Origin of the sequence: Curtobacterium aurantiacum, from assembly GCF_018598555.1 — a bacterium.
In the GTDB taxonomy this organism is placed as follows: Bacteria; Actinomycetota; Actinomycetes; order Actinomycetales; family Microbacteriaceae; genus Curtobacterium; species Curtobacterium aurantiacum.
Genome location: NZ_JAHEWN010000002.1, coordinates 305573 through 329289, shown reverse-complemented (window position 1 = coordinate 329289; position 23717 = coordinate 305573). Strand labels below are relative to the sequence as shown.

The following is a 23717-nucleotide window of genomic DNA, read 5'->3' as shown; positions in this document are numbered from 1 at the left end:
GACGTCGTGCGACGTCGACATCGTCGCTCGTTGCGTGTGCATGTTCCGACGATCCACGCGTCGAACCACTCGTGGATCGTCGCAGACCCCGCTCGCCTCAGACCGCCGGCGCCGCGTCCCCCGCCGCTGCCGCCGGTGCTCCGGCCACCTCGAACGACGCCCCCGGCAACCGCTTCCGCATCACGTCGATCGCCGCCGGGTTGTCGTCCACCAGCACGTACCGCCGCCCCAACGCCTGTGCCACGGCGCCCGTGGTCCCGCTGCCCGCGAAGAAGTCGAGCACCCAGTCCCCCTCGCGTGAGGACGCCTGCACGATCCGCCGCAGTACCCCCTCGGGCTTCTGCGTGGGGTAGCCGGTCTTCTCGCGGCCGGTCGGCGACACGATCGTGTGCCACCAGACGTCGGTGGGCAGCTTGCCGCGCTCGCGCTTCTCGGGGGTGACGAGTCCCGGCGCCATGTACGGCTCGCGGTCGACGGCCTCGGAGTCGAACCAGTACCGCGCAGGGTCCTTCACGTAGACCAGGATCGTGTCGTGCTTGGTGGGCCAGCGCGTCTTGGACTTGGCGCCGAAGTCGTACGCCCAGACGATCTCGTTCAGGAACGACTCGCGACCGAACAGCGCGTCGAGCAGCACCTTGGCGTAGTGCGACTCGCGGTAGTCGAGGTGCAGGTACAGCGTGCCGTCGGCGGCGAGCAGGCGCCAGGCCTCGATGAGCCGGGGTTCGAGGAACGACCAGTAGTCCTCGAACCGGTCGTCGAAGCGCATCAGGTCGCCACGCACCCGCTCGTAGGTCCGGCCGTGGAACCCCATCACGGGCCCGTCGGCCTTCGGCACCGCTGAGGTCGCGTGGCGGCGCTGGTACCGGCCGGTGTTGAACGGCGGGTCGAGGTACACCAGCGTGAACGAGCCGTCCGGGTAGGCGGGGACCACGTCGAGGGCGTCGCCGAGGACGACGCGGTCCGGGCCTCGGTCGTCTCCCCTGCGCACGGACCCATTGTCGCGCACCGAGCGAGCACGCACCGCACCGAGCGGACGCGCAGCGCACGGAGCCAGCGCGCAGCCCAGAGCGCGCACCCAGGCCCCGGCGTACGGTCGAGTGCATGGCAGCAGCACCCGAGGTCCGCAACGACACCGACAAGCAGCAGTACTCCCTGATCGAGGACGGCGAGGTCATCGGCCTCGCCGCGTACGAGATCGACGGCGACGAGATCCGCTTCGTGCACACCGAGGTCGACCCCGAGCACCGCGGTGGTGGGCACGCGTCGATCCTGGTGCAGCACGCCCTCGACGACGTGCGTGCGAGTTCGTCACGCCGGGTCGTCGCGCAGTGCAGCTACGTGCACGCGTGGATCGAGCGGCACCCGGACTACCAGGAGCTCACGACGCGCTGAAGCGAGCGACGCACACACGAGCACGACGCGCAGAAGCTCAGTACGACCGGTCGTGCGTCCCCACGCGGGCCTCGTGCCGCCCGGCACTCCGCACCGTCGGCACCCGGATGAGCACGCTGCCGCTGAGCAGGTCGTGGTCGTCGTCCGCCGGCGACGGGGCCTGTTTCGGCAGGCGCGCCTGCCGTTCGTACTCGGCTTGCGTCTCGTGCCGGGTCGGTGCGAACACCTCGTCCAGCATCCCGCCCATGCCTCCGGATCCGCCGCTCCGCTGGGACTTGTTCGACAGGTCGATCCACCCCATGCGATCGGCGATCCACACCACGACGGCCACGGCGGCCACCGCCCCCAGGAAGATCAACCAGTTCACGGCAGCGACGCTACGTGGGCTGCGCGGCGAGCGGATCAGCCGCGCGGGGGATTCTCATCATCCACACGTCTGGTTCATGAGGTCGGGGCGCACACTCGAACCAGCGGCGGCCGGGACGTCCCCCCTCAGCTCCGGCCGCCGCGTCAACGCCCGACCGAGCGCGGACGCCCGGCAGCCCCCGGGGGCTCACGGCACCCGCTCGAGCCACTCCTTCGTCGCGAACTTCGTCCGCACCAGCTCCTGCGCACGCTCGCGCTCGGCCGCGGTCACGTGCCCCTCGGTCGCCCCGTACAGCTTCGTGAAGGTGCCGATCAGCCGCTCGATGATCTCGGCACGCGACAGGCCTGTCTGCGACCGGAGCGGATCGACGCGCTTCGCGGCACTGGTGGTGCCCTTGTCGCTCATCTTCTCGCGCCCGATCCGCAGGACCTGCACCATCTTCTCGCCGTCCATGTCGTAGCTCATGGTGGCGTGGTGCAGCAGCGATCCGGTGCCGAGGCGCTTCTGGGCGGCCCCGCCGATCTTGCCCTTGGTCGAGGTGATGTCGTTGAGCGGCTGGTAGTAGGCCTCGATGCCGAGCGATTTGAGGGCCTCGATCACCCATTCGTCGAGGAACGCGTACGAGTCGGCGAAGGTCATGCCCTGCACCAGGTCGGACGGCACGTACAGCGAGTACGAGATGACGGCACCGGCGTCCATGAACATCGCGCCACCGCCGGAGATCCGCCGGACCACCTGTACGCCGTACTTCTCAGCGCCGGCGGGGTCGACCTCGTTCTTGAGCGACTGGAACGAGCCGATCACGACGGCGGGCTGGTCCCACTCCCAGATGCGGAGGGTGGGCCCACGGCGTCCGGCGCCGACCTCTTCGGTGAGCACCTGGTCGAGCGCGAGGTGCTCGTTCGGGCTGATCGGCCCCTCGTGGACGATCTGCCAGTCGTGGTCGCGCCAGGTCGAGGCCCGCGACAGCGCGCGGCGCACGGCCACGCCGACCGACTCGGGCGTGAAGCCGAGCAGCACGGCGTCGGTCGGCAGGGCCGCCCGCACGGCCGTGGCGATGCCCGGTGCGTCGGTGGTGGCGGGGAGCCCGTTGACGGCCGCGTCGATGAGCGGCAGCGCGTCGTCGGGTTCCAGGAAGAAGTCACCCGCCAGACGGAACTGCTCGATCGTGCCGTCGACGACCTCGAGGTCGACGACGACCAGCTTGCCTCCGGGGACCTTGTACTCACCGTGCATGCCGCAACCCTATTCCGCACGGCCGACGGCCCGGCAGTGAGCCAGCCTGGTGACGGACTGGAGGCCCGTGGCGGTGCCGCCACGGGCCTCCAGTCCGTCGCCGGTCCCGCTTCAGGACCCGGCGAGCGCCGTCAGCGCGCCGTCGCCCGGTCGAGCCACGCGACCAGGTCGGCGACGACCTCGTCGCGGTTCGTCTCGTTGTAGATCTCGTGGCGCGCGCCCTCGTACACCTGCACGGTCACGTCGGACAGCCGGCCGCGGCGGCGGTAGGCCTGCGCGAGCCGCTCGATCGACCGCGGCCCGCCCAGTGCGTCGTCGGACCCGACCTGCAGCAGCATCGGCAGGTCGTGCGGGATCCCCCGCCGTGGCACCCCGAGCAGCCGGAGGGTGTCGGCGAGCCCGAACAGCCCGATGACGTCGGCCTCGACCGCGAGCGGGTCGACCGCCACGGCGTCGATGATCTTCCGGTCACGGGTGAGCCACTCGAACTTGGTGGGCCCCGAGCCGGCGTGACGGGCGTTCAGGTCGCCGCTGTTCATCCAGCCGGGCAGCCGGTAGGCGCTCGCGGACAGGACGACCCCGTCGTACGACTCCGACGAGGTGTTCACGATCCGCTGCGCCATGAGCGACCCCCACGAGTGCCCGAGCAGCACGAGCGGCAGGCCGGGTTCGTCGGCGCGTGCGACCGCACCCATCTGCTCGACCGCCGCGATGGCCGCACGCAGCCCGCCGGGGCCGAGCCGACCGAGCTTGGCGTGGTCGCCGTCCCACTGCGCCAGGCCGGTGCGTCCGTGCCCGCGGTGGTCGTTCGCGTGCACCGTGTAGCCGGCCCGCACCAGGTCCTGCGCGAGGGGCTCGTACCGCAGTCCGTGCTCGCCGACGCCGTGCGCGATCTGCACGACGCCCCTGGGCCGTGCCGCACGCCAGGTCGAGTAGACGATCTCGACGCCGTGTGCGTCGGTGAACGAGGCGTCGCCTCGAGCGGCGGAGAAGGTTGGCACGTGAGCATCCTCGCAGACAGGCACCTTCGCGGACCTGTTCATCCGGCGTTCACGCAGGCGGTTCCGAGGGTGGCCTACCGTCCTGCGCATGGACGTCATCGTCATCGTCACGTTGGTGATCGTCGTGGCCCTCGTGTTCGACTTCACGAACGGCTTCCACGACACCGCGAACGCCATGGCCACGTCGGTCGCGACGGGAGCGTTGAAGCCCCGGACCGCCGTGCTCATCTCCGCCGTGCTCAACGTGGTCGGCGCGTTCCTGTCCACCGAGGTCGCCAAGACCGTCTCGCAGGGCATCATCCGTGAGGGCGAGGGCGGCGTCAGCATCTCCCCCACGATGATCTTCGCCGGCCTCGTCGGCGCGGTGCTCTGGAACCTGGCGACCTGGTACGTCGGGCTGCCGTCGTCCTCCACCCACGCGCTGTTCGGCGGGCTCATCGGTGCCTCGATCATCGGTGCCGGGCTGAGCTCGATCAGCTGGGCGACGGTGGTGTCGAAGGTCGTGCTGCCGGCGCTCCTCTCGCCGCTCATCGCCGGGGTGATCGCCCTCGTGGCGACGTACCTGGCGTACGTGCTCACGAAGAACGCGACGACGCACGGTGCGGCGACGGGGTTCCGGCACGGGCAGACGATCTCGGCGTCGCTGGTGTCGCTCGCGCACGGCACGAACGACGCGCAGAAGACGATGGGCGTCATCACGCTGACCCTCATCGCCGCGAACTACCAGGCCGCCGGCACGGGTCCCGCGCTCTGGGTGATCCTGGCGTGCGGGCTCGCGATCGGCCTCGGCACCTACATGGGCGGCTGGCGGATCATGCAGACCGTCGGCAAGAAGATCTCCGACGTGCAGTCGCCACAGGGCTTCGCCGCCGAGACGAGCTCCGCCGCGACGATCCTCATCTCGTCGCACCTGGGCTTCGCGCTCTCGACGACCCACGTGACGAGCGGCGCCGTCGTGGGCTCGGGGCTCGGCAAGAAGCTCGCCGACGTGCACTGGTCGGTCGTCGGCCGCATCGTCGCCGCGTGGGTGATCACGCTGCCCGCCGCTGCGGTGGTCGGGGCGCTCGCGACCTGGCTCGCGTCGACCTCGGCGTTCGGGCTGGTGCTCGTCGCCGTCCTCGCCCTGGCCGGCGGGCTCACCTTCTACGTCCTCGCCAAGCGCAAGCCGATCTCGCACGAGGACATCACCACCGAGTCCGGGCCGGCCGAGCAGGCCGAGCCGCAGCCGACCGGCGCGACGAACTGAGGGGAACGACGATGGACATCGACTTCACCGCGATCGGCACGGTCGCCGGCGTCGGCTTCGTGGCCGCCGTGGGCCTGGTGCTCGTGTACACGCTCGGCCTCCGGCTGCTCGGGACGGGGCAGCCGGACGACGCGGGCGGCGAGCGCACCCAGTACTCCGACGAGAGCCCGCGCTCCGGGCACACCCCGCCGGCGGCACTGGCGGGTGCTGTGCTGTGCTTCGCGGTGTGCGTCGCCGCGGTCCTCGCGGGCATCTGGCTGACGATCCCCCAGTTCCACTGAGGACGTTCCTTCCCAGAACACCCGCGATGGCTGGTGGAATCGGGCGTACCCGGTCAGAACTTCCGACCAGGTACGCCCGATTCCACCCGGTACGCCCGATTCGACCCGGTACGCCCGATTCGACCCCGTACGCCCGATCCGACCAGGTACGCCGCGCCCGCCTGGGATGATCGAGCGGTGACGACCCACCACCACCTCGATGCCTCCGCCGACTCCGCCGTCGACGTCTTCACCGCCGAGCGCCCACCGGTGCACACGGTCGCGCCGGGCGACACCGTCACCGTCCGCACCCTGAGCGCCGCGGGCTACACGGAGCGCCAGTCGGGTCCGGGCATCGAGGCGCCGACGCTCATCGACCCCCGCCGGGGCCACTGCCTCGTCGGACCGATCGCCGTCGCGGGTGCCCGTCCGGGGATGGTCGTCGCCGTGCACTTCGACGACCTCGTGCCCGACGACTGGGGCTACACCGCCTCGGGAGGCGTCGACTCCCCGGTCACCCGCGCACTCGGCCTGACCGACCCGGCGTCGCGGGGCCCGCTGCTCTGGGACATCGACGTCTCCGCCGGCGTCGCCGTGAACCAGCTCGGCCTGGGGGTGCGCACGGCGCCGTTCCTCGGCGTCGTCGGCGTCCCACCGGAGGCCACCGGGGAGCACTCGACGATCCCGCCCCGCACGGTCGGCGGCGGCAACATCGACTGCCGCGAACTCGTCGCCGGCTCGACCCTGTACCTGCCGGTGACCGTGCCGGACGCCCTGCTCCACGTGGGGGACGGGCACGCGGCCCAGGGCGACGGCGAGGTCTCCGGCACCGCGGTCGAGTGCGGCATGACCACCACGATGACGCTCGACCTCCTCGACGAGGCCCCGGTCGCCGGCGTGCACGCCGACACCCCGGCCGGACGCATCACCTTCGGTTTCGACGTCGACCTCAACGTGGCGACCACCACGGCGCTCGACCGGATGGTCGACTGGATCGCCGGGCTGCACGGGATCGGCCGAGCCGAGGCACTCGCGATGGCGAGCGTGGCGGTGAGCATGCGGGTGACGCAGGTCGCGAACCGCACGTGGGGCGTGCACGCCCTGCTCCCGCACGACGCGATCCTGACGGACGCGCGGCACTGAAGGCCGGGAGGCCCGCCCAGCGCGAGCCGACCGGCGCACGCTGGGCGGGCCTCCCGTCCGACGTTCCTTCCCATTGCACCCGCGCTGGAAAGCGGAAACGGGCGTACCTGGTCGAAAGGACCGACCAGGTACGCCCGTTTCGACCAGGTACGCCCGGAACGGTCACCTGTCACCCGATATGCAGTTCGTTCGCTGAACTAATGAGTTAGGCTGACGATCGATGACCGATGCCACCGACCTCCGCATCGCGGTGAACCGGCTGTCCCGCACCCTCCGCGCCCAGAAGGCCGACTCGAGCGTCACCGACGCCCAGTTCTCCGCCCTCGCCCGCCTGCACCGCGACGGCGCCATGACCCTGGCCGACCTGAGCCGGCAGGACGGCGTCACCCCGCCCTCGATGACGAAGACCGTCGCGGTGCTGGTCGAGCGGGGCCTGGTGTCGAAGTGCGGGCACGGTGACGACCGCCGCAAGGTGCTGCTCGGCGCGACGCCCGCCGGAGCGTCCTTCGTCGAGGAGACCCGACGCCGCCGCGACGGCTGGCTCACCCCGCGACTCGCAGCCCTGACCGCCGACGAGCGGAGCACCCTCACCGACGCCACCGAGATCATGAGGAGGCTGGCCCAGCAGTGACCGCCATGTTCCGCTCCCTCGCCGGACGCAACTACCGCATCTGGTTCGCCGGGGCCCTGGTGTCGAACGTCGGCACGTGGATGCAGCGCACCGCCCAGGACTGGATCGTCCTGACGCAGCTCTCGGACAACAACGCCGTCGCGGTGGGCATCACGATGGCCCTGCAGTTCGGCCCACAGCTGCTGCTCCTGCCACTCACCGGCCTCGCCGCCGACCGGTTCGACCGCCGGAAGATGCTCATGCTCACCCAGGGCCTGATGGGCCTGCTCGGGCTGGGACTCGGTGTCATGGTCCTCACCCACACCGCCACCCTGCTCGCGCTGTACGGCTTCGCCCTGGCACTCGGCATCGTGGCCGCGTTCGACGCCCCGATCCGGCAGGCCTTCGTCTCCGACGTCGTGCAGGGCGAGGACGTGTCGAACGCCGTCGCGCTGAACTCGGCGTCGTTCAACGCCGCACGCCTGATCGGTCCAGCGGTCGCCGGCGTGCTCATCGCGGCGATCGGGTCCGGATGGGTGTTCGTCATCAACGCCGGGTCGTTCCTCGCCGTGCTGCTCGCGCTGCGGTTCGTCGACCCCGCCCAGCTCGCCGAACGGGTCCGAGCCGGCCGCGGCAAGGGGCAGATCGTCGCCGGCTTCCGGTACGTCCGCACCCGGCCGGACATCGTCGTCGTGCTCTGCATGATCTTCGTCGTCGGCACCTTCGGCGTGAACTTCCCGATCTTCACCTCGACCATGGCACGGGTCGAGTTCCACCAGGGCGCCGGCGAGTTCGGGCTGCTCAACTCGGTGATGGCGGTCGGTTCGGTGCTCGGTGCGCTGCTGTCCGCCCGGCGCGACAAGCCCCGGATGCGCACCCTCGTCCTCGCCGCCGGCGGGTTCGGGCTCGCGTGCACGGCCGCCGCCGTCGCCCCGACGTACTGGACCTTCGCGATCGTGCTGATGTTCGTCGGACTCGCGTCCCTGACGTTCATGACCACGGCGAACGCCCTGGTGCAGACCACGACGAAGCCCGCGATGCGCGGCCGTGTGATGGCCCTCTACATGGCGATCTTCGCGGGGGGCACCCCCATCGGTGCCCCGCTCGTCGGTGCGGTCGCCGACGCCTTCGGCCCCCGCTGGGCGATCGTGGTCGGCGCGGCCTCGGGCTTCGTGGCGCTCGGGATCGCACTCGTGTGGCTCGTCCGGTACCAGCGGGTCCGGTTGCGGTACGACGCCGACTCGCGACTGCACCTGGCGATCACGCACGCGGTGCCCGTGGTGGGCTCGCACGCTGCGCTCCGCCGCGAGCTGGAACGCGACGAGACGCTCGCCGATCGCTCCAGCGCCGTCTGACGGACCGGCGGGACGACCTGCGCGTCGGCCGACGGCCCGTGACGCCACCGGCCGCCGGACGGGAGGCCCGTGCCGGCGCCGCCCCGGGCCTCCCGTCCGGCGCGACGCGCGTCCACGGCCGCGGTCGCGACGCAAGGACCGGCCCCGTTCCGCCACACGCGCGTCCGGTCGGCTCAGAGCACGGGTGCCGACGCCGCGAAGACGCGTTCGTCGAGTGCCGCCGCGACGCGGTCGGCGGCGACCGCCAGGCGTTCCCCCACGTCACCGACCGCGGCGAGCACCGACTCTTCCGGGATCCCGTCGAGCTGTGCGCGCACCTCGGCGAACGCGGCGACCTCGTCCGCGACGCACGACGGGGCGACGTCAGCCAGACACTCGGCGGCGCGGTGCACGGTGAAGCGCAGGGAGCGGGGGCTGTGCTCGTCGAGGAGCATGAAGGCGGCGGCATCGGCTGGCGTCGGAGCATGGTCGCGTCCACGCAGGAACGCCTCCCCCGCACCGCATGCCCGGAGCGCCGCGGTCCACGAGGTGACCGCGTCGGGTTCGAGCAGCCGCGACGCGAGCAGTCGTGCCGTGGAGACGCAGCGGGTGAGCGACCGGCCGAGGGTGAAGAACTCCCACACCTCGTCGCGGCTGGCGTCGCCCTCGACCACTCCGATGGCGAGGGCGCTGCGTTCCCGGACCCAGCCGAGGAACTCGTGCGCCCGGTCGGGAGCGATCTTCCGGGGCATCCGCGACCGGGTGACGTCGAGGCAGTCCCAGAGTTCGCTCGAGACGACCTCGCGGGCACGGCGGGCGTGGTCGCGCGCGACGGCGACCGCGGCGGCGATGGACGCCGGTTCGTGCCGGTCGAGCGCGAGGGCGTCGACGGTGGTGGCGCGGTCCGTGTCGTTCGCCGGGCCGGAGGCGCCGATGACGCCGCGGAGCTCGGCGGACACGAGCCGGTCGTCGTCGAGGGTGCCCGGTTCTCGCCGGGCGACGTAGACGTCGAGCAACCGTGCGACCACGTCGGTGCGCTCGACCGCGCTCCCCACGTGGAAGACGTTCCCCGCGAGTCGGCTCAGCACGGCTGCTCCTGCATGCCGAGAACCTAACGAGCCGTCGTTGCCGGGGTGTTACGGAACGGGGTCATGGGTGTTGCGGGTGTCCCGTCACCGCGCTCGCTAGACAATCTAACTAGAGCGTCTAGCATTGGGGCCATGACGTCCGAGGTGATGACCAGCACCGCAGGGTACTGGTACGAGGACTCCGCGGTCTCCGCCGTGGACGTCCTCAACGCCCTGCGACGGTACCGAACGGCCGAGAGCGCTGCCCAGCGTCGTGCGCGTGAGGCACTCGGCATCGGGGAGAACGCCCTGCTGGCGCTGCGCTTCCTGATCGACGCCGAGCACGACGGCCGCACCGTCAACGCGAAGGACCTCGCCGAGCGGCTCGAGATCACGGCGGCGTCGACATCGGCACTCGTCGACCGGCTCGTCCGCAGCGGTCACGTGGAACGACACCCGGACCCGAACGACCGCCGCGGCGTGATCCTCACCGCCACCGGCACCTCGATGCGGCACGCGCTCCGCGTCATCGAGGAACTCGATGCCCGTGCGCTCGAGGTCACCGAGCACCTTCCGACCAACGAGATGGCCGTCGTCGTGGACTTCCTCGACGAGATGGTCCGGGTCGTGGACGAGCTCGACGCCGGGTCGGACCAGCCCCGTCGCGCGTGACCGCGACGCCCGTGTGACCGCGACGCCCGCGTGACCGCGACGCCCGTGTGACCTCGACGCCCGTCGCGCGTACCCTCGACGCCATGGACCCTCGCGGCGAGCACCACCCCGAGGACGACATGCCGTTCGCCGAGCTCGACTCGCAGGCCCGGGCCGACGCCGCACTCCGACGGATCCAGGCCGGTGCCGATCCCGCACGCGAGGCCTTCGACCTCGCCAACACCATGAACGACGAGGCCGTGGGGCGGCTCACGAAGCGCCTACGACGGCTGTTCCGTCGGGGCTGATCCCCCGCGTCAGAACGCGGTGCCGACCGCGGCGATGTCGTCGCCCCCGTGGCCGGCCGCGCTGGCATCGGCGTAGACGCGCCCGAGCGCCTCGAGCAGTGTCGTGGACACCCCGGACGTCCGGGCGGCATCGGTGATGAGTCCGATGTCCTTGCGCAGCCCGTCGAGCGCGAACTGCGCGGGGAACTCCCGGGCGATCATCGCCGCGCCCTTGGCGTGGGCGTAGGCGGAGTCGCTCGCACTCCCCTCGATGGCCTGCAGGAACAGCGCGGGGTCGAGTCCGAGTGCGGCCGCCAGGGCGAGCGACTGCCCGGTCGCCGCCGTGATCGAGGCGATCCAGGCGTTCGCCGCGAGCTTCAGCGCGGTGCCGTCGCCGACGTTGTTCCCGGCGCGGACGGTCTTCGCACCGATCGCGTCGAGCACCGGGTCGACGCGGTCGAGCAGGTCACTCGGCCCGGCTGCGAGCATGGTGAGCTTCCCCTGCTCGGCGGGGGCCTTCGTGCCGAGCATCATCGCCTCGACCAGGGTGATGCCGTACTTCTCGGCGAGCTGCACGACGGTCGCGGTGCCCTCGACCCCGATCGTCGAGGCCTGCACCCACACGGCGTCGGTGGGGGCATCGCCGGCGGCCTGCTCGAGCACGTCGACGACCGCGTCGGTGTCGAACAGGGTGAGCAGGACCACCTCGGCGCGCTCGACCGCGACGCCCGGTTCCGTGGCCACCGTCGCCCCACGGTCACCGAGGGGCGCTGCCCGGTCGGCGCTCCGGTTCCACACCGTGACCTCGTGGCCCTCGCGGAGCAGCGATCCGGCCACGCCGGCGCCCATCGCACCCGTCCCCAACACCGTCACTCGCACGTGCGTCTCCGTCCTGGCGCGACACCGTGCCGCGACCGTGTCGACGCTACGCCCGAGCGCCGCGGAGGCACCGAGCCGGGTCCGGGTCGGTCAGAGGAGACCGCGGGCCTGCAGCCAGGCAGCGGGATCGATCGGGGTCCCCGCCACGATGACCTCGAAGTGCAGGTGCGCGCCGGTCGAGACGCCCGTGTCGCCGACGGCCCCGAGGCGTTCCCCCACGGCGACGACCTGGCCGGGACGGACGTCGATCACGGACAGGTGCCCGTACCGGGTCTCGGTGCCGTCGGCGTGCTGCAGGAGGACCTGGTTGCCGTAGCCGCCGAGGACCCCGGCCGAGACGACCCGGCCGGGCAGCGCGGCGACGACCGGGGTCCCGATCGCCGCGGCGAAGTCGACTCCCTGGTGGTTCGACGAGCATGCCGCGCAGCCGACCACCCAGCGGGAGCCGAAGCCACCCTCGTCGGGGACCGCGCCGACGGTGGGACGGACCGCGCCGCCGGTCGGGCCCGAGCCACCGGGAACCCGGAGGGCTGCCGCAGTACGACCCACCGAGAAGTCGTCGCGGCCGGCGGTCGGCCCGGTCGAACCGTCGGCGGTGAAGTGCTGCGTGCCGGACGCTGCCGACGCCGCCGGGAGCACCCCGGCTGCGGCGGAGGCGGTCTGCGGCGCGGTGACGGAGACGAACAGGCACGCGACCGCGGTGGCTGCGGCGGCCGGGAGGGTGTGCCGGACCGGACCGCGGAAGAACGAGGTGCTGCGCGGAGCGGGTCTGCTCCGCGCAGCTGCGGGGGTGGAAGCCGGGGTGGCGGGAGGGGGCACCGCCACCCCGGCGGCTCGGAGGGCGTCCGGCTCGGCGCTGTGATGCGCACGGCGTCGGCGGGACGCGGTCGATCGGTTGGCGGTGCGCCGTTGGGCACCGCGGGGACGCAGCGGAAGGTCGTCGCCGGACGCCGTCATCGTTCGGGGACCGGCCGGCTCAGACGCGGACGACGCCGTCGCGGGCGATCCGATCGAGTTCGGACACGACGGCATCGACGACCGCGCGGGTGATCGCGTCGGCCACGGTCTCGACCAGGACGAGGTGTTCGGGACGGACCGTGACCTCGGTCACGAGGGCCGATGCCACCTGCACCGGGATCTCGTCGATCGCGGCGACCAGGGCCGCCGGCACCAGGGTGGAGTTCCCCGGGCGGACGGGCGCGGACATCGGCGAGGTCGGCACCGCCGGGGTGACGACGGCACGCGCCGGCGTCGGGACGGGTCGGGGAGCGTCGGCCTGATCGCGACGCTGGGCGATGGAGTCGAAGAGCGGGGTGGAGGACATGCTGCGGACGGTCCGATCTGGATGTCGTGGCTGGTCGTTCTCGGGCGACCGGCGATGGAGACGTGCCGTGCGGCACGTCCGCCATTCAACCATCGATATTTCAGATGTGCAATAGTGACCGGACAGTCGGCGCGATCAGTCCGGATCGACGGCAGCGGCGGTGGGGTCGTCCGGCTGCAGCGCACGTCGGACCCGCTCGACGATCGTCGCCGGCGGGTTGTTGTACGTGTTCGCCGGCTCCTGGCCGCTGAGCTCCTGGATCGCCGCCATCACCGCGTCGGTCGCATGCCGACGGGCTCGACCGGACGACGCCTCACCGAAGGACGACAGGTCGAGCGGTCGCCCGAACTCGATCGTCACCCGGGCGAGCTTCGGGAACCGCGACCCGACCGGCTGCACGTCCTCGGTACCGCGCAGCGCGACGGGCACCACGGGAGCGCCACTCGTCAGCGCCAGCCATGCCACACCCGTGCGGCCCTTGTAGATCCGGCCGTCCAACGAGCGCGTGCCCTCCGGGTAGATCGCGAAGGCCTCGCCCTCCTGCAGTCGCGCGAGCCCGAGGTCGAGGGCCTGCTGCGCCGCGGCGCCGGCACCACGCTCGACGCCGATGGCACCGATCCCGCCGAAGAACGCGCGGGACACCGCACCCTTGACGCCCGAACCGGTGAAGTACTCCTGTTTGGCGAGGAATGACACCTTGCGCGGGGCCATCAGGGTGATCGCCGGGGAGTCGATGAAGGAGCGATGGTTGCTCGCGAGGATCACCGGGCCGCGCTTCGGGACGTTCCGGCGACCGATGATCTTCGGACGCCACAGCAGCCGGGCGAGCGGGGTCACGACCGCGCGGCTGAGCACGGTGGCGAACTTCGTCGAACCGGACACCGGACCTCCTCGTGATGACGAGCTACCGAGTGTAATGAGGCGCGCGGACGGCACATGCCGGTGGCGGCATGCAGTGGTGGCAGGTCGTCAGTCGGCCGCTGCGACGACGTCGAGGACCGCGCGACCGTACCGCTCGAGCTTGGCGGCGCCGACCCCGGAGATCTCGCCGAGCTGGTCGACGTCGGCCGGGCGGACGGCGGCGATGCCCCGGAGGGTCGCGTCGTTGAACACCACGTAGGCGGGAACACCCTGTTCGCGTGCTTCGGCCGCACGCCAGGCACGCAGGGACTCGAACAGGCCGACGGCTTCCTGCGGCATGTCGGTGACCACCGTCCGCCGGCTGCTGCGGCCCGCCCGGGGCGCCTTGACCGGGTCGCGACGCATCCGCACCTGCACGGCGCCCTTCAGGACCTCGGCGCTGGTCGGGCTGAGGACCACCGTGCCGAAGCCGTCACCCGAGACCGCCGCGTAGCCCTGTGCCAGCACCTGTCGGGCGACCGCACGCCACTCGCCGTCGGACAGGTCGGAGCCGATGCCGAAGGTCGCCAGCGAGTCGTGCCCGAGCTCCTGCACGCGCGGCGACTGCTTGCCGACGAGGATGTCGACGAGGTGGGAGACCCCGTACCGCTGGCGCCGCTCACGCTCGAGCCGGACGACGGTGGACAGCAGCTTCTGCGCGGGGACCGTGCCGTCCCACGACTCCGGGGGCGCGATGCACGTGTCGCAGTTGCCGCACGCCGTGCTCTCCTGCCCGAAGTACGCGAGCAACCGCACCCGGCGGCACTCGATCGTCTCGCAGAGGCTGAGCATCGCGTCGAGGTGGGCACTGAGCTGTCGACGGTGTGCGGCGTCACCCTCGGACTGGTCGATCATCCGGCGCTGCTGCACGACGTCGTTCAGGCCGTACGCGAGCCACGCGGTGGCCGGCAGCCCGTCACGACCCGCACGGCCGGTCTCCTGGTAGTAGCCCTCGACCGACTTCGGCAGGTCGAGGTGTGCCACGAACCGGACGTCGGGCTTGTCGATGCCCATGCCGAACGCGATGGTGGCGACCATCACGACGCCGTCCTCGCGCAGGAACGTCGACTGGTTGCGGGCGCGCACCCGGGCGTCGAGACCCGCGTGGTACGGCAGGGCGTTGATGCCCTGCTCGGCCAGCGCGGTCGCCGTGCGCTCGACGGAGTTGCGGGACAGGCAGTACACGATGCCGGCGTCGCCGCTGTGCTCCGTGCGGATGAAGGTGAGCAGCTGCTGCAGCGCGCCGGTCTTCGGCTCGATGCGGTACTGGATGTTCGGTCGGTCGAAGTCGGCGACGAAGTGCGCGGCGTCGTCGAGGCCGAGCCGGGCGGAGATCTCGCGGTGGGTCTGCGGCGTCGCGGTGGCGGTCAGGGCGATGCGCGGCACCGTCGGCCACCGCTCGTGCAGGACGCTCAGCTCGAGGTAGTCCGGTCGGAAGTCGTGGCCCCACTGGGCGACGCAGTGCGCCTCGTCGATGGCGAACAGCGACACGCGTGCCCGGTCGAGGAGCGCGCGGGTGGACTCGAGCCGGAGCCGCTCGGGCGCGAGGTAGAGCATGTCGACCTCGCCCTGCACCACGGCACGCTCGACGCGGGACCGCTCGTCGGGGCCCTGCGTGGAGTTGAGGAACGCGGCCCGGACACCGTTGGCCGCGAGGGCGTCGACCTGGTCCTGCATGAGGGCGATGAGTGGTGACACCACGACGCCGACGCCGTCTCGGACGAGCGACGGCACCTGGTAGCAGAGGGACTTGCCGCCACCGGTCGGCATGAGCACGAGGGCGTCGCCGCCGGCCACCACCTGGTCGATGATGGCCGCCTGCTCGCCGCGGAAGTCGTCGTAGCCCCACACGCGGTGCAGCACGTCGAGCGCAGCGGCACGGGAAGCAGACACGGCAGCGGGCGCGGGCGTGGTGCTCATGGCACGAGCCTACGGGCGACCGGCGACACCCACCGCACTGTCCACAGCGCCGTCCGTGCCGGAACCGGCACGGTGGTCGGAACCGGCCACGTCGTCGGCGCGGGCCGGCGTGGTCGCCCAGCCCGTGCCTCCAGGCCGGATCCAGCGGACGCCGCCCGCCCAGGCCGGGGTCACACCGCGGAACCGGGGCGCCTCATGGCCGGCGAACCGGCGGTCCAGTCCCCGCCACCAGGCCAGGATCTCGACCATGCCCCAGAACGCGAGTGACGTGACGAGCGTGGTGAGGGTGCCCTGCCACGTGCCGTTCGCGTCCGACGAGGTCAGGTCGATCCCGGACCAGCCGGGCGCCTGCAGCACGAAGATCATGATGTTGTTGAACGCGTGCTGCAGGACCGTGGCCTCGAGCCCGCCGGTCCGGAGCACGATGATCGCGGCGATCAGACCGAACGAGCCGACGTCGAGGATGCCCCACACGTTGTAGCCGTTCGGGATGTGCAGCAGGGCGAACACGACCGTCGACACCGCGACGGCGATGATCGTGCCCGCGCGACGCGGGATCCACGACGCGACGGCCTGCATGAGGAACCCGCGGAAGATGTACTCCTCGGCAGCGCCCTGGAACGGGACGAGCAGGACGACGAGGGCGATCGTCAGGGTGAGCGTGCCGAGGGAGACCGTCGACTGGCCGATGGCGTCGTGGTTCCAGGCGAAGCCGCCGTCGGTCGTGATCATCCCGTCGTCCCAGAACAGGCCGGTCTGCAGGACGAACATGACCGCCGCGATGACGAGCGTCGGCAGCAGGCACCATGCCGTCCAGGCCCACCGGACCCGGAACCGCGTCGACGACAGGATGCCGGCCGGTCCGATCCGCGCGATCTTCACCGCGAGCAGGATCCCCGGCAGCAGGACCACGAGCGACACGAGCGACAGCGACAGGACCAGCGGGTCGGTGGGATCGAGCGCGCCGCCGGCCAGGTCGTCCTGCAGGTCGATCAAGGCCTGCGGCCCCTGGGTGGCGCCGATCGGCACGAAGTACGCGACCGCGATGACGATCTGCGAGACGAGGTACCACCCCGCCAGGAACGCGAGGGCGACGAGCGGCCGCCACCACCTCCACCGTCCGTCGATCCGGGGCAGGCGCTGGTAGGGAACACTCACGTCCCGCAGGCTACCGGGCGAGGCAGGATGGGAGCCGTGCTCACCGTCCTGTTCGGCCTGTCCGGCGCGATCGTCTACGGGTTCGCCGACTTCCTCGGCGGACTCGCGTCGCGGCGGGTCCGGCCGGTCACCGTCACCGCGGTGGCGGCCGCGATCGGGATCGTGCCGCTGCTGATCGGCCTGGCGGTGGTCGGTGGCGTGTTCTCGTGGCCGGCCGCGGTCTGGGGTGCGGTCGCCGGGATCTCCGGCGGGGTCGGCGTGCTCCTGCTCTACGCGGCACTCGCGATCGGACCGATGAGCGTGCTGTCCCCCGTCACCGCCGTCTTCGCGGCCGTCGTGCCGGTGCTCGTCGCGGTGCTCCGCGGCACGGTGCTGTCGCCCGTCGCCACCGGAGCGCTCGTGGTCGCGGTCGTCGCGGTGGTCCTGGTCGCGGTGGTCCGGGACGCCTCGGGCGCCCGGCTGACCGCCCGGGGCGTGGCCGCCGCGGCCGTCGCCGGGTGTGGCTTCGGCGGGATCGTGCTCGCCTACGACATGACGCCGTCGGACTCGGGCGTCGCTCCACTCGTGGTCGCGCGGGTGCTGCAGGCGGTGCTGCTGGGTGCGGCGGCGATCGTCGTCGCGGTCCGGACGGGAGGCTCGGTGCACCCCTCGAGGTCGGCTCGCCCGGACGGGGCTGCCGCAGTTCACGGGCGTCGGTCGGGTCGCGGGTGGGGTCCGCGGCTGCTGGTGATCGTGGCCGCGTGCGGCGTCTTCGACGCGATGGCGAACGTGTTCATCCAGGCGGGGCTGCACAGCAGCGACGACCCGGCGACCCTGCCCGTCGTCAGCGTGCTCAACGCGCTGTACCCGATCGGCACGGTGGTGCTGGCCGGGGTCGTGCTGCGGGAGCGGTTGACCGTGCAGCAGTGGGTCGGCATCGTGCTGGCGTTCGTCGCGTCGGTGGCGCTGGCGCTGGCGTAGCGGGGCGGCGGCGCGGGGCCGGGCGGAGCCGGCACGATGCCGAGTCGTTCGAACCGTGCGAGGTTGACCGCCCGGTGCGGACTTGCAGCACCGCACCGAGCCGCCAACGCCGCACCGGATTCGCGAACCCGCACGGTGCGACGGGCGGGCGCGGTCAGGCGTCGGGGATGAGGCGCTTGCCGAGGGAGACCGTCCGGTCGTCGGTGTACCCGAGGGACTCGTAGAAGCCGAGCACCTGCTCGTTGCCGGCGCGCACCTGCAGGTTGAGCTTCGGGCAGCCGAGGTCCGTCAGGAGCCGCTCGAACTCGGCCATCAGGGTGCGACCGAGGCCCGAGCCCTGCAGGTCCGGGCGGACGGCGAGGTAGTTCACCCAGCCGCGGTGTCCGTCGAAGCCGGCCATGCCCGCGCCGACGACGCCTTCGCTGTCGTCCTCCTGCTCGGCGACCAGGAAGAGCTCGGGCTGGACCGTCAGCTTGCGGGCGATGTCACGGCGCGGGTCGTTCCAGGGTCGGACGAGGCCGCACGATTCCCACAGGGCGACGACCGCGTCGGTGTCCTCGGTGCGGAAGGGGCGGATCCGGTACTCCATGTCCCCCACGTTAACGGGGGTGGGGAGAACGTCGTCACCGACCTGTCGCCGTGATCTGATAGACCTGTCCGACCACCCAGCCGATCAGGAGCCCCGTGACCGCACACGACACCCTCCCGTCGCGCCGCAGCGCACGGGACGACGAAGCCGGTTCGCGGTCCCGGCGATCCCCCCGCAGACGGCAGACGGTCGGCGGCGCGATCGTGTCACTCATCGCCGAACTGCTCATCATCGCGGGCGCCGGCACCGGCCTGTACGTCGTGTGGACCGCGTGGTGGACCGACGTGGTCGCCGTGAACGAGCAGACGAAGCTCGTGCAGGGCCTCGACCAGGTCACGACCCCGAAGGTCGAGGGCACGGAGCACCGCGGCACCGCACCCGTGCTGGACGAACCGCCGGGGTTGTCGGACGTGTTCGGGACGATGCAGATCCCTCGGTTCGGCAAGGACTACAACCGGCCGATCGGCGAGGGCACCGACCGCGAGCAGGTCCTCAACACCATCGGGCTCGGCCACTACCAGGACACCGCGATGCCCGGCGCACCCGGCAACTTCGCCGTCGCCGGACACCGGGTCACCTACGGCAAGCCCCTCAACCAGATCGCAGAGCTGAAGAAGGACGACTCGATCGTGGTCCGGGTCACCGACGCGAAGACCAAGTTCGACGTCTGGTACGTCTACAAGGTCACGGGCAGCCAGATCGTCACGCCGGACAAGATCGAGACGATCGCGCCGGTGCCGAACGAGCCGGGTGTGGAGCCGACCCCGCAGGACCGCTGGCTGACCCTGACCGCCTGCCACCCGATGTGGTCGGCGGCGGAGCGGTTCGTGACGCACGCGAAGCTCGACTACTGGATGCCCGCGTCCGAGGGCACCCCGAAGGAACTCTCGGAGACCGCGAAGTGATCTTCCCCCTGGTCTGGCGTCTGCTGCCCGGACCCACCGCCCTGAAGGTGCTCGAACTGCTCGTGCTCCTCGCAGCCATCGTGTTCGTGCTGTTCCAGTGGGTCTTCCCGTGGATCGCGGCCGACATCCTGCCGCCGCCGGACGGCACGGTGGAGTCGACGCCGACCCCGTAGACGGCACCGACCCGGATCGGACCCGCGCCCGGTTCTGCGCCTGCCCCTGCCCCTGCCCCTGCGCCTGCGCCTGGCCCGTCAGACCCGTCAGGCCCGTCAGGCCCATCAGACCCATCAGACCGTGGTCGTCACCTGCGACCCGCCGGCCGGGGTGCGTCGGACAGCGATCCGCTCCGGGATCCGCTGCTTGAGCTCCTCGACGTGGCTGACGATCCCGACCTGTCGCCCGCCGGCCGTCAGCCGTGACAACTGCCCGATGACGTCGTCGAGGGTCTCGGGGTCGAGCGTGCCGAACCCTTCGTCGACGAAGAGGGTGCCGAGCGAGACGCCGCCGGCCTCGGCCTGCACGACGTCGGCCAGCCCGAGCGCCAGGCACAGCGACACGGTGAAGGTCTCGCCACCGGACAGGCTGCGGGGATCGCGCACGGTGTCGGTCGTGTGGTCGTGGACGGCGAGGGCGAGCCCCGTCCGACGCGCCCGCGAACCGGACTCCCGCTCGTCGGAGGTCTCGAGCGTGAACCGGCCGGCGAGCATGCCGCGCAGCCGGTCGTTCGCCGCGGCCACGACGTCCTCGAAGCGGCGCATGAGCACGTAGGTACCGAGCGTGATCCCCGTCGGGTTCACCGAGGCGACACCGTTCGCGACGTCGGCGAGCCGGACGACGGCGCGGCTGCGGGCCGAGGTCTCCTGCCGAGCGCGGACGGTCCGGTCGACCTCCGTCGCGCACTGCTCGACGGCCTCGGCGCGGTGCGCTGCGGTCACCGCGAGCCGTGTGGCCTCGTCCAGTTCGGCCGTGGCTCGGAGCCGATCGGCCTGTGCTGCCTCGAGGTCGAGCTGCTCCGGGTCGTCGTCGGCCGCCGCCACCACCGCTGGTTCGTCCAGCCCCGCCTGCACGACGGCGTGTTCGGCCTCGGCGGCGCTGATGCGGCTGCGGAACGTGGCGACGGCGCCGGGGTCGAGCAGGCCCGCCCGTGCTGCCGCGACGTCGGGGAAGTCCTGCTCGTCGAGGACCCGGGCGACCTCGGCCCCGCGCTCGTCACGGGCGCGGGCCGCGGTCGCCGCGCGCTCGTCGGCCTCGGCGAGGGCACGGAGCACGGTCAGTCGTGCGTCGAGCTCGGCGACCACAGCACGGAGCGAGACGGGCTCGGTGTCGGTGTCGAGCAGCGCACCGAGCCGGGCGGCCGCGTCCTGCACGGATCGCAGGTCCGCCTCGAGCCGCTCGGCATCCGACGCCGCGGTCGACGCGAGCACCGTTCGGCGAGCGTCGAGGTCGTTCCGCTCCCGCTCGAGCGCGCGGGTCGCGGTGTCGTGGGCGGACCGCTGCCGCTCGTGCTCCAGCACCAGCGCGGAGGCGTCGTGCGCGGCCCGGACCCGCGCATCTGCGGCAGCGGCCAGCACGTCGAGCGCGGCACCGTCGACCGCGCCGACGACGTCGGTCAGGCGGAGGTGCTCGGCACGCTCGACCGCCAGGTCGGCCGCGGCGTCGGCGAGCTGCTGATCGGCGAGGCGGGTGGCGTCGCCCGCGGACTCCACCGCTTCGGTGGTCGGGTGGTCGTCCTGCGGCGAGGCCACCGACGGGTGCGCGGTCGACCCGCAGACCGGGCAGGGGTCGCCGGGGAGGAGCGCTGCGCCGAGTTCACCGGCGAGCCCGGCGATCCGGCGCTCGCGCAGCGATCGTTCGGCGTCGAGGGCCTCGGTCGCCCGGCGGCGAGCATCGGCCACGATCCGTTCGGCCTCGGCGACGCGGTGCTCGGCGCGGTCGCGGGCGGCCAGGTCGGCGCGGAGCGACTGCACCCGAGCGACCTCGTGCGTCGCGGCGTCCGCGTCGGCAGCGGTCGTGGAGGCGACTCGGGCAGCCTCGACGATCCGCGCGCGTTCCGCCGGTCGGGCCTCGAGCGCGGTGTCGAGCGCGCGCAGTTCGTCCGTGAGTCGCGCGACGGTCGCGGTGTCCTCGGCGATGGCGGTGCGCCGGGCAGCCGCACCGTCGTCGATCGCGACGAGGTGCCGGACCCCGGACAGGGCGTCGGTCAGGGTGTCGCGGCGCCGGACGGCGTCGGCCGCGTCGACGGCGTCGAGCCCGTGCTGTTCCCGCAGGCGAGCGGACGCCGTTGCGGTGTCGTCGGCACGTGCGGACGCGGCGTCGAGGCCGTCGGCCACCGCGGCGACCCGGGCGGCACGCTCAGCCACAGCGACCGCGGACCGTGCCCGCTCGATCGCCGGGGCGTCGGCGTCGAGGAGCGCCCGCCGTCGGAGCAGCGCCGCTCGTCGCTCGAGGGCCGCTGCACGCGCGGTCACCGATCGTTCGTGGTCGACCGCCGCTGCCGCGGTCGCGGCCGCACCGGCACGGGCCGCCCCGGCCGAGTCGGCGGCAGCCCGGAGGGAGTCCACCGTGTGCGGGACCACGGACTCGTCGGCGTCGTCGAGACCGGCGGCCTGCGCGAACCGGGCCAGGGCATCGCGGACGCGGTCGTCGGCGCCCTCGACCTCGGCCTGCACGGCCCGACGGCGCGTGGCGAGTTCGTCGGCGGTGCGGTCGTAGACCTGCGTGCCGAACAGCGACTGCAGGAGCTTCCGGCGGTCTTCCCCCGGGGAACGGAGGAACCGGGCGAACTCGCCCTGCGGCAGCACCACGGTCTGCAGGAACTGCGCGCGGTCGAGTCCGACGAGCCGGGCGATCTCGACCGCGACCTCGGGGATCCGGGACGACATCGGTTCCCCGGCGACGTCGGTCGGCGCGGCCAGCCGGAACAGCTGGACGGACGCCTGCTGCTTCACCGTGCCGGTCCCCCGCTGCTTGGGTCGGTCGTACTGCGGCGTGCGTCGGACCCGGTAGGTGCCGGCACCGGTCTCGAACACGAGCTCCACGAACGGCTCGACCACGGGGTCGGCGTGCTGGCTGTGCAGCCGGTCGGAGCTGGCGTCGGACCCGGCGAGTCCGCCGTACAGGGCGAACACGACGGCGTCGATGATCGTCGACTTGCCGGAACCGGTCGGCCCTTCGAGCAGGAACACCCCGGACGCGGCGAGCGCGGCGAAGTCGATCGTCACGAGGTCGGGGTACGGCCCGATGGCGCGCAGTTCGAGCCGGTGCAGGTACATCAGCGGTCCCCTTCGCGCTGCAGGGCGAGCACCGCGGCCTCGTACGCCTCGGTCAGGACGGCCCGTTCGTCGTCGTCGGGGAGGCCGCCGGTGGCGAAGGCCACGAAGTCGCCGGCGACCTCGACCGGGTCGGACGTCGCCGTCACGGCCCGCGCGGCGGTCGTGGCCGGTCGGTCGGCCGGTTCGTGCGTGATCGCGAGGGCGTGCGGGAAGTGGTCCTTCACGCGGGCGTACATGCGCTCCGGGTGCACGGTGTCGGTCACCGCGACGCGGACCCAGGCGTCGGCGTCGGCCCGGAAATCGCCGGACTCGATGGCGTCGATGCTGCCCCGGACGTCGACGAGCCGCCGCGGAACCGGCGTCGGCACGAGCTCGGCGGTCACGGCACCGGCGGCGTCGAGGTCGACGATGGTCACGGACTTCCGCTGGTGCCGCTCCCCGAACGAGAACGCCAGCGGCGACCCGGCGTACCGGATCCGGCCGTCGTCCCCGACGCGCTGTGGGCCGTGCAGGTGCCCGAGGGCGACGTAGTCGAACCCGTCGAAGACCGACTCGGCCACGCGGTCGACCCCGCCGACGCGGATGTCCTGCTCGCTGTCGCTCGGGTCGGCGCCCCCGACGAAGGCGTGCGCCACGACGACGCTGCGGGTGTCGGCCCGGGTGGCGAGGTCGGCGCGGATGCGTTCGGTGGCGGCGTGCACGACGGCGTGGTGCGAGCGGGCGAGGGGTTCGTCGGGGACCGCGGCCAGGGCGTACCGGGTGAGGTCGGGGTGCAGGTACGGGATGCCGTACACCGCCACCACGCCGTCGTCGTCGGTGACGAGCACGGGATCGGCCACGTGCGTGGGCTCGGCGAGGATGCGGACGCGCTGCCCCATCACCCCGGCGCCGAAGCCGAGCCGAGCCGCGGAGTCGTGGTTGCCCGGGGTGAGCACCACCGTGGTGGTCTCGGCGAGGCGCTCGAGGGTCCGGGAGAGCATGCGGACGGCGTCGACCGGCGGGATCGCGCGGTCGTAGACGTCGCCGGCGATGACGACGAGGTCGACCGCGCGCTCGCGCACGAGGTCGACGAGCCAGTCGGTGAACGCCGCCTGGTGCTCGAGCAGGTCGGCACCCAGCAGTGTGCGGCCGAGGTGCCAGTCGCCGGTGTGCAGGATGCGCATGCGGCCACGGTAACGCCGGCCGGGGACATCCGAGGACACCTCGCGGTGCCCTG

The 23717-nt window shown here is 72.4% G+C and carries 25 protein-coding genes; 11 read left to right on the top strand and 14 right to left on the bottom strand.

What is annotated here, in order from left to right; genetic code table 11:
• Positions 1-97: 97 nt before the first annotated feature.
• Positions 98-988 carry a DNA-methyltransferase gene (locus tag KK087_RS03475; protein WP_214564222.1) on the bottom strand — a complete coding sequence of 297 codons (891 nt, stop codon included), beginning with the start codon at positions 986-988 and terminating at the stop codon, positions 98-100.
• Positions 989-1101: 113 nt separating this feature from the next.
• On the opposite strand from KK087_RS03475, the gene KK087_RS03470 reads away from it, so the two are divergent.
• Positions 1102-1392, top strand: a complete 291-nt coding sequence (locus tag KK087_RS03470) for a GNAT family N-acetyltransferase (RefSeq protein WP_027465074.1) — start codon at positions 1102-1104, stop codon at positions 1390-1392.
• Between the two features lie 37 nt (positions 1393-1429).
• Here KK087_RS03470 and KK087_RS03465 read toward each other — a convergent pair whose 3' ends face one another.
• The 3 genes from KK087_RS03465 to KK087_RS03455 all read right to left on the bottom strand — a co-directional run bounded on the left by KK087_RS03465 (position 1430) and on the right by KK087_RS03455 (position 3996).
• Complete coding sequence (locus KK087_RS03465) at positions 1430-1759, bottom strand: hypothetical protein (protein ID WP_111088717.1); 330 nt, start codon at positions 1757-1759, stop codon at positions 1430-1432.
• 186 nt (positions 1760-1945) lie between these two features.
• On the bottom strand, positions 1946-2995 hold the full coding sequence (gene lplAB / locus KK087_RS03460) for a lipoate-protein ligase LplAB (RefSeq protein ID WP_214564221.1): 1050 nt from the start codon (positions 2993-2995) through the stop codon (positions 1946-1948).
• A gap of 131 nt (positions 2996-3126) precedes the next feature.
• Positions 3127-3996 (bottom strand): alpha/beta hydrolase, encoded by an 870-nt coding sequence (locus KK087_RS03455; RefSeq protein WP_214564220.1) that lies wholly within the window; start codon positions 3994-3996, stop codon positions 3127-3129.
• 88 nt (positions 3997-4084) lie between these two features.
• On the opposite strand from KK087_RS03455, the gene KK087_RS03450 reads away from it, so the two are divergent.
• The 5 genes from KK087_RS03450 (at position 4085) to KK087_RS03430 (ending at position 8610) form a co-directional block, all read left to right on the top strand.
• Positions 4085-5242: an inorganic phosphate transporter gene (locus KK087_RS03450; RefSeq protein WP_214545374.1), complete on the top strand. Its 1158-nt coding sequence runs from the start codon at positions 4085-4087 to the stop codon at positions 5240-5242.
• A gap of 11 nt (positions 5243-5253) precedes the next feature.
• Positions 5254-5523, top strand: a complete 270-nt coding sequence (locus tag KK087_RS03445; RefSeq protein ID WP_214529159.1) for a hypothetical protein — start codon at positions 5254-5256, stop codon at positions 5521-5523.
• A gap of 177 nt (positions 5524-5700) precedes the next feature.
• Positions 5701-6645: an acetamidase/formamidase family protein gene (locus tag KK087_RS03440; RefSeq protein WP_214564219.1), complete on the top strand. Its 945-nt coding sequence runs from the start codon at positions 5701-5703 to the stop codon at positions 6643-6645.
• A 220-nt stretch (positions 6646-6865) separates the two neighbouring features.
• Positions 6866-7276 carry a MarR family winged helix-turn-helix transcriptional regulator gene (locus tag KK087_RS03435; RefSeq protein ID WP_214564218.1) on the top strand — a complete coding sequence of 137 codons (411 nt, stop codon included), beginning with the start codon at positions 6866-6868 and terminating at the stop codon, positions 7274-7276.
• A complete protein-coding gene (locus tag KK087_RS03430; RefSeq protein ID WP_214564217.1) occupies positions 7273-8610 on the top strand; it encodes an MFS transporter in 1338 nt (445 codons plus the stop codon). Before KK087_RS03435 ends, KK087_RS03430 begins: the two co-directional genes overlap by 4 nt.
• 173 nt (positions 8611-8783) lie before the next feature.
• On the opposite strand, the gene KK087_RS03425 is transcribed toward KK087_RS03430, so the two are convergent.
• Complete coding sequence (locus KK087_RS03425; RefSeq protein WP_214529162.1) at positions 8784-9677, bottom strand: alpha-E domain-containing protein; 894 nt, start codon at positions 9675-9677, stop codon at positions 8784-8786.
• A 132-nt stretch (positions 9678-9809) separates the two neighbouring features.
• Between KK087_RS03425 and KK087_RS03420 the strand changes: the two genes are divergently transcribed.
• Positions 9810-10328 carry a MarR family winged helix-turn-helix transcriptional regulator gene (locus KK087_RS03420; protein WP_214545369.1) on the top strand — a complete coding sequence of 173 codons (519 nt, stop codon included), beginning with the start codon at positions 9810-9812 and terminating at the stop codon, positions 10326-10328.
• 83 nt (positions 10329-10411) lie between these two features.
• The gene (locus KK087_RS03415; protein ID WP_214529164.1) at positions 10412-10615 is read left to right on the top strand and encodes a hypothetical protein; all 204 of its coding nucleotides are present in this window, start codon (positions 10412-10414) and stop codon (positions 10613-10615) included.
• A gap of 9 nt (positions 10616-10624) precedes the next feature.
• On the opposite strand, the gene KK087_RS03410 is transcribed toward KK087_RS03415, so the two are convergent.
• The 6 genes from KK087_RS03410 to KK087_RS17800 form a co-directional block, all read right to left on the bottom strand.
• Positions 10625-11461 carry an NAD(P)-dependent oxidoreductase gene (locus KK087_RS03410; RefSeq protein WP_307859957.1) on the bottom strand — a complete coding sequence of 279 codons (837 nt, stop codon included), beginning with the start codon at positions 11459-11461 and terminating at the stop codon, positions 10625-10627.
• Positions 11462-11563: 102 nt separating this feature from the next.
• Complete coding sequence (locus KK087_RS03405) at positions 11564-12292, bottom strand: M23 family metallopeptidase (protein ID WP_214564215.1); 729 nt, start codon at positions 12290-12292, stop codon at positions 11564-11566.
• Between the two features lie 157 nt (positions 12293-12449).
• Positions 12450-12797 (bottom strand): hypothetical protein, encoded by a 348-nt coding sequence (locus tag KK087_RS03400; RefSeq protein ID WP_214529166.1) that lies wholly within the window; start codon positions 12795-12797, stop codon positions 12450-12452.
• Positions 12798-12932: 135 nt separating this feature from the next.
• The gene (locus KK087_RS03395) at positions 12933-13679 is read right to left on the bottom strand and encodes a lysophospholipid acyltransferase family protein (RefSeq protein ID WP_214564214.1); all 747 of its coding nucleotides are present in this window, start codon (positions 13677-13679) and stop codon (positions 12933-12935) included.
• Positions 13680-13766: 87 nt separating this feature from the next.
• Complete coding sequence (recQ, locus tag KK087_RS03390; RefSeq protein WP_214545365.1) at positions 13767-15617, bottom strand: DNA helicase RecQ; 1851 nt, start codon at positions 15615-15617, stop codon at positions 13767-13769.
• Positions 15618-15626: 9 nt separating this feature from the next.
• A complete protein-coding gene (locus tag KK087_RS17800; protein WP_214564213.1) occupies positions 15627-16775 on the bottom strand; it encodes a CPBP family intramembrane glutamic endopeptidase in 1149 nt (382 codons plus the stop codon).
• 36 nt (positions 16776-16811) lie between these two features.
• On the opposite strand from KK087_RS17800, the gene KK087_RS17795 reads away from it, so the two are divergent.
• Positions 16812-17735, top strand: a complete 924-nt coding sequence (locus KK087_RS17795; RefSeq protein ID WP_214564212.1) for an EamA family transporter — start codon at positions 16812-16814, stop codon at positions 17733-17735.
• A gap of 154 nt (positions 17736-17889) precedes the next feature.
• Here the strand turns inward: KK087_RS17795 and KK087_RS03375 are convergent, their stop codons facing one another.
• A complete protein-coding gene (locus KK087_RS03375; RefSeq protein WP_214529171.1) occupies positions 17890-18324 on the bottom strand; it encodes a GNAT family acetyltransferase in 435 nt (144 codons plus the stop codon).
• Between the two features lie 95 nt (positions 18325-18419).
• On the opposite strand from KK087_RS03375, the gene KK087_RS03370 reads away from it, so the two are divergent.
• On the top strand, positions 18420-19229 hold the full coding sequence (locus KK087_RS03370; RefSeq protein ID WP_307858419.1) for a class E sortase: 810 nt from the start codon (positions 18420-18422) through the stop codon (positions 19227-19229).
• Complete coding sequence (locus KK087_RS03365; RefSeq protein WP_214529195.1) at positions 19226-19402, top strand: hypothetical protein; 177 nt, start codon at positions 19226-19228, stop codon at positions 19400-19402. The genes KK087_RS03370 and KK087_RS03365 overlap by 4 nt, the downstream gene beginning before the upstream one ends.
• A 114-nt stretch (positions 19403-19516) precedes the next feature.
• Here KK087_RS03365 and KK087_RS03360 read toward each other — a convergent pair whose 3' ends face one another.
• Together KK087_RS03360 and KK087_RS03355 are read right to left on the bottom strand one after the other, a co-directional pair.
• On the bottom strand, positions 19517-22501 hold the full coding sequence (locus KK087_RS03360; RefSeq protein WP_214564211.1) for an AAA family ATPase: 2985 nt from the start codon (positions 22499-22501) through the stop codon (positions 19517-19519).
• Complete coding sequence (locus KK087_RS03355; protein WP_214564210.1) at positions 22501-23664, bottom strand: metallophosphoesterase family protein; 1164 nt, start codon at positions 23662-23664, stop codon at positions 22501-22503. Before KK087_RS03355 ends, KK087_RS03360 begins: the two co-directional genes overlap by 1 nt.
• Positions 23665-23717 lie beyond the last annotated feature (53 nt).

Bases quoted from the DNA above. Each gene is read 5' to 3' on its own strand.
- KK087_RS03470 (WP_027465074.1), top strand. From the start codon at position 1,102: ATGGCAGCAGCACCCGAGGTCCGCAACGACACCGACAAGCAGCAGTAC.
- lplAB (WP_214564221.1), bottom strand. From the start codon at position 2,995: ATGCACGGTGAGTACAAGGTCCCCGGAGGCAAGCTGGTCGTCGTCGAC.
- KK087_RS03450 (WP_214545374.1), top strand. From the start codon at position 4,085: ATGGACGTCATCGTCATCGTCACGTTGGTGATCGTCGTGGCCCTCGTG.
- KK087_RS03445 (WP_214529159.1), top strand. From the start codon at position 5,254: ATGGACATCGACTTCACCGCGATCGGCACGGTCGCCGGCGTCGGCTTC.
- KK087_RS03435 (WP_214564218.1), top strand. From the start codon at position 6,866: ATGACCGATGCCACCGACCTCCGCATCGCGGTGAACCGGCTGTCCCGC.
- KK087_RS03420 (WP_214545369.1), top strand. From the start codon at position 9,810: ATGACGTCCGAGGTGATGACCAGCACCGCAGGGTACTGGTACGAGGAC.
- KK087_RS03415 (WP_214529164.1), top strand. From the start codon at position 10,412: ATGGACCCTCGCGGCGAGCACCACCCCGAGGACGACATGCCGTTCGCC.
- KK087_RS03400 (WP_214529166.1), bottom strand. From the start codon at position 12,797: ATGTCCTCCACCCCGCTCTTCGACTCCATCGCCCAGCGTCGCGATCAG.
- recQ (WP_214545365.1), bottom strand. From the start codon at position 15,617: ATGAGCACCACGCCCGCGCCCGCTGCCGTGTCTGCTTCCCGTGCCGCT.
- KK087_RS03375 (WP_214529171.1), bottom strand. From the start codon at position 18,324: ATGGAGTACCGGATCCGCCCCTTCCGCACCGAGGACACCGACGCGGTC.
- KK087_RS03360 (WP_214564211.1), bottom strand. From the start codon at position 22,501: ATGTACCTGCACCGGCTCGAACTGCGCGCCATCGGGCCGTACCCCGAC.
- KK087_RS03355 (WP_214564210.1), bottom strand. From the start codon at position 23,664: ATGCGCATCCTGCACACCGGCGACTGGCACCTCGGCCGCACACTGCTG.